4 protein-coding genes are annotated in these 4,438 nt (G+C 72.3%); 1 reads left to right on the forward strand and 3 read right to left on the reverse strand.

The genetic code is table 11. The annotated features are described in order from the left end of the window. The coding region (locus MNZ39_RS23380) for an FHIPEP family type III secretion protein (protein ID WP_242341494.1) at nt 1–748 on the forward strand (748 nt) is incomplete at its 5' end. Between the two features lie 80 nt (nt 749–828). Here the strand turns inward: MNZ39_RS23380 and MNZ39_RS23385 are convergent. The 3 genes from MNZ39_RS23385 to MNZ39_RS23395 form a co-directional block, all read right to left on the reverse strand. Next, nucleotides 829–1,188, reverse strand: coding sequence for an HU family DNA-binding protein (locus MNZ39_RS23385; protein ID WP_242341495.1), 360 nt, complete (start codon nt 1,186–1,188; stop codon nt 829–831). Between the two features lie 147 nt (nt 1,189–1,335). Further along, nucleotides 1,336–2,637, reverse strand: a complete 1,302-nt coding sequence (locus tag MNZ39_RS23390; protein WP_242341496.1) for a YhjD/YihY/BrkB family envelope integrity protein — start codon at nt 2,635–2,637, stop codon at nt 1,336–1,338. Between the two features lie 5 nt (nt 2,638–2,642). Beyond that, nucleotides 2,643–4,438: Rne/Rng family ribonuclease (locus tag MNZ39_RS23395; RefSeq protein ID WP_242341497.1), on the reverse strand; the 1,796-nt coding region annotated here is incomplete at its 5' end.

Consider the following 4,438-nt stretch of genomic DNA (forward strand, 5'->3'; position numbering starts at 1 on the left):
GCCCGAGGAGCTCGCGCTCGTCGGCGTCGGGGCGACGGCGGCGACGGACCCCGCGAGCGGCCGCCCCGCGGCGCTCGTCGCCGCCGCGGACGCCGCCCGCGCGTCCGCGCTCGGGCCGGTGCTCGGCCACCTCGAGCGGATCGTCGCCGAGGCGGGCGGAGCGCTGCGCGGCGCGGCGCATCACCTCGTCGGCGTGCAGGAGGCGCAGGCGCTCCTCGACGCGCTCGAGCCCACCGCGCCCGCGCTCGTCCGCGAGGCGGGCCGCCAGCTCCCGCCCGCGCTCCTCGCCGAGGTCCTGCGCCGGCTCGTCGAGGAGGGCGTGTCCATCCGGCCGCTGCGGACGATCCTGGAGGCGATGCTCGAGGCCGGCGGGCCCGCGCGCGGCGCGGCAGCGCTCGCCGAGGCGTGCCGCCGATCGCTCCGGCGCCACATCGCGCATCGCTTCGGCCGGGGTGGCCCGCTCGCCGCGCTGCTCGTCGATCCCGCCGCCGAGCGCGCGATCCGCGAGGCCCTCGCCGGTGAGGCGCTCGCCCTCGACCCCTCCGACGCGCGCGCGCTGCTCGACGCGCTGGACGCGGAGACACGCGGCGGCGCCGAAGCGCCCGTGATCCTTGCGAGTGCGGACGTCCGGCGGGCTTTGCGCGGACTCGTTGCGCCGCGCTTTCCGCAGGTCGCGGTGCTCACCTTCGACGAGCTCCCGCCCGAGCAAGAGGTCCGTCCGGTGGGGCGGCTCGCCCTCGCGGCCTGAGCGGAGCGATCCCAAAAACGCGCCGGGCCGCGGCAGGTTGGCCGCGGCCCGCGAGCTTGCCACCGGGAGAGCGCCGAGCTTCAGGCGCCGGCGGCAACCGGCGGGGTGCCGTCGTCGTTGCCCTCGTCCTCGTCGTCGGGCTCGAGCGGCTTCGCGAGCGCCTCCGGGCGGTTCACGCGATCCCGGAGCTCCTTGCCGGTGCGGAACAGGATCCCGCGCTTCGGCTTCACCGGAATCACCTCTCCGGTCTTGGGGTTACGGCCCTGGTACCCGTCGTAGTGCTTCACGTGGAAGGCGCCGAGGCCGCGGATCTCGATGTTCTCTCCGCGACAGAGCGCGTCCTTCATCGAGTCGAAGATCGTCTCGATCGTGGACTCCGCTTGCTTCTGCGTGACGCCGCGCTTGACCACGAGGATGTTGATGAGATCCGACTTCAGCATCGGCACTCCGGACGAAAGCTGAGGGCCCGCAAGGCTCGGCAAGCCCCTCGAGGTTGAGGGGAGCCTAGCCGAAGCCTCCGAAATCAGCAAGGGTTCCAACGGCATGCGCAGTTCTGCGCACTGGGGCGGCGCGAATCGCGCCCCTGACTACGCGCGCCGCGCCGGCAGCTCGCCCGCTTGCCCGGAGGGAGAGGCCGCCGCCGGCAAGGCTTGCGCAGAGGGCTTTTGCTCGCACAGCGCGCGGAAATCCACTGCGGCCAGGCGCTCCTCCGCCCGCTCCTCGATCTCGCGGACGATCCCCGCCACCGGCCCGCGGGAGTGGGGGAGGTCGGACGAGCGCCCCACGATGGCCCGGCGCACATCGAGCAACGTCAGCCGCTCGAGCGGCCTCGACGGGACGAGCCCCCCATCCGTGAGGGAGACGACGAGCCCCGCGTTCCTGAGCGCCGCGAGGACCTCCCCGGCCTCCTCGGCGCCCGAGCCGAGCCTGCTCGCCACGTCGCCCGCGTCGGGCGCGGGCTCTCCCCGGTCGAACGCCCTCGCGATCTGGAGCATGGCCTGCCCCGCGAGGATCTCCTTGCCGGTCGGCGACGACGGCTGCGGAGCCCCGTGGATGAGCGCGGTCGCGTACTGGATCACGAACGCGAGGCGCGCGCCGAAGAGGAGGATCGTCCAGGAGACGAACAGCCAGAAGATGAAGATCGGGATCGCCGCCACGGAGCCGTAGATCGCGTGGTACCGGACGATGCCGCCGATCCCGAGCGCGTAACCCCACTTGGCGAGCTCCCAGGCGACGCCCGCGGCCAGGCCGGCGATCACGGCCGACTTGATGCGGACCTTCGTGTAGGGGACGAGGAGGTAGATGAGCGAGAAGAACGTGCAGGTGAGGAGGGCGCCGCCCGCGACCGCGAGCGCGCGGAAGCCGCTGCTCGCGAGGAACGCGCGGCCGGTGGCGGCGAGCGTGAGCGAGCCCGCGAGCAGGAGCGGCCCGAGGGTGATCCCCATCCAGTAGATCACCGCCTGCTGCGCGATCGGGCGCCGGCGCTGCACGCCCCAGATGTCGTTCAGCGCGGCGTCGACGTTCGTGAAGAGGGAGATCGCCGACCAGACGAGGAGCGCGCCGCCCACGATCCCGGCGCTCGTCGCGTGCGCGTTGGTCACGAAGCGCTGGAGGTACGGCTCGAGCGTGTCTCGCGCGCCGACGGCCAGGTTGGAGATCAGGAACTCGTGGACGAGCTCGGAGATCTTCTCCATCCCGGTGAAGGCCTGGACCACCGAGAAGGCGACGACGAGGGCCGGGACGAGCGCGAACAGCGTGATGTACGTGAGCGCCATGGCCCGCAGGCGCACGGCGTCGCTGTCGAGGACCCGCAGGGCGGTCCCGACGGCGCTCCAGCCGGCCCGGAGGAGGCGGACCACGCGCTCCCGCGTCTCCGCCGGGCCGGTCATCCTCGTCAGCGCTCCTCGCCGCCGGAGCCGCCGGCGCTGCCCGAGGCGTCCGACGGCGCCGTGGCCTGCGGCTCCTCCGGCGCGCGGCCGCGCCCACCGCGATCACCGCCGCGGTCGCGATCACCGCCGCGATCACCGCCGCGGTCCCGGCCGCGCCCGCGCTCGCGCTCCCGCTCGCGCGGCTGATCGCCGCGCTGCTGGCGGCCGTAGATGTCGAACTGCTCCTGGTGGTACCCGGACTGCGCCTTCACCTCGATGGTCTTGTTGAAGCGATCCATGAGGTAGCGGAGCTCCTCGCGCTCCGCGCCCTGCAGGATGCGCGCGACCTCGGGGTGGGCGTTCACCACGAGCACGGGCTCGGGGAAGTGAACCGCCTCGCGGCGGATCTCCCTGAAGATCTCGTACGCGATCGTGATCTTCGACTTGATGTGCCCCTTGCCCTCGCAGTAGCTGCAGGGCTCGTTCATCACGCGCGTGACCGACTCGCGCACGCGCTTGCGCGTCATCTCGACGAGCCCGAGCTCGGAGATCTTGAGGACGTTGGTCTTCGCCTTGTCCCGCCCCAGCGCGTCCTGCAAGGCCTTGAAGACCTTGTCGCGGTTCTGGGGTTTGTCCATGTCGATGAAGTCGATGATGATGATGCCGCCGATGTTCCGCAGGCGGAGCTGGTAGACGATCTCCTTCGCGGCCTCGACGTTGATCTTGGTGATCGTCTCCTCGAGGTTCTTCTTGCCGACGTAGCGGCCCGAGTTGACGTCGATGGCGGTGAGCGCCTCCGCCTGGTCCATGATGATGTAGCCACCGCTCTTCAGCCAGACCTTGCGCTGGCTCGCGCGCTTCAGCTCCTGCTCGATGCCGTACGCGTCGAAGATCGGCTCCTCGCCGCGGTAGTACTCGATCTGGCTCTCGAGGTGCGGCGCCTGGTCGTGCACGAAGCGGAGGATCCGCTCGTACTCGTCGCGATCGTCGATGACGAGCTTGCCCACCTCCGCGGTGAACAGGTCGCGCGTCGCGCGGAGGATGAGGTCGAGGTCGCCGTGGAGGAGCGCCGGCGCGGAGACCTTGTCCTTCGTGCGGATGATCTCGTTCCAGACCTGGATGAGGAAGCGGATGTCGGCCTCGAGCTTCGCCGCCTCCACGTTCTCCGCCACGGTGCGGACGATGAAGCCGGTCCCGTCCGGACGCATGCGATCGACGATGTCGCGCAGCCGGCGCCGCTCGGAGTCCTTCTCGATGCGGCGCGAGATGCCGATGTGATCGACCGTCGGCATGAACACGAGGTGGCGCCCGGGCAGCGAGATGTGGCTCGTGATGCGCGCGCCCTTCGTCCCGATCGGATCCTTCGCGACCTGGACGATCACCTCCTGGCCCTCCTTCAGGAGGTCCTGGATGTTCTTCGGCTCCTTGGAGCGCTTCTCGCGGTCGTGGCCGTTGCGGCCGCGGCTTTCGCGGCCCTCGCGGCCTTCGCGGTTCTCCCGATCCCGACCCTCGCGACCCTCGCGGCGCCCGCGATCGTCGCGGTCGCGGCGGCGCTCCCGGTCGCGGTCGCCCCGGCCTTCCCGCGGCTCGCGGTCGGCCTTGGCCTCGCGCGCGTCGGCCTTCTCGCGCGGCGCCTGGATCCGGTCGGCGAGCGGGGCGGCGCCCTCGGGCGCGGGGGCCACGACGGGCGGCGGGGTGGGCGCCGCGAGCTCGGCCGCCGGGGTCTCGGCGGGCACGTCCGCGAGGGGCGGCACGGGCAGGGGCGGCGGCTGCGGCACCGCCGCCATGCCGATCTCCTGCGTGAGCGGGATGGGCGTGAGCG

The organism is Anaeromyxobacter sp. SG66, from assembly GCF_022690805.1.
Classification (GTDB): domain Bacteria; phylum Myxococcota; class Myxococcia; order Myxococcales; family Anaeromyxobacteraceae; genus Anaeromyxobacter; species Anaeromyxobacter soli.

Bases quoted from the DNA above. Each gene is read 5' to 3' on its own strand.
- MNZ39_RS23385 (WP_242341495.1), bottom strand. From the start codon at position 1,188: ATGCTGAAGTCGGATCTCATCAACATCCTCGTGGTCAAGCGCGGCGTC.
- MNZ39_RS23390 (WP_242341496.1), bottom strand. From the start codon at position 2,637: ATGACCGGCCCGGCGGAGACGCGGGAGCGCGTGGTCCGCCTCCTCCGG.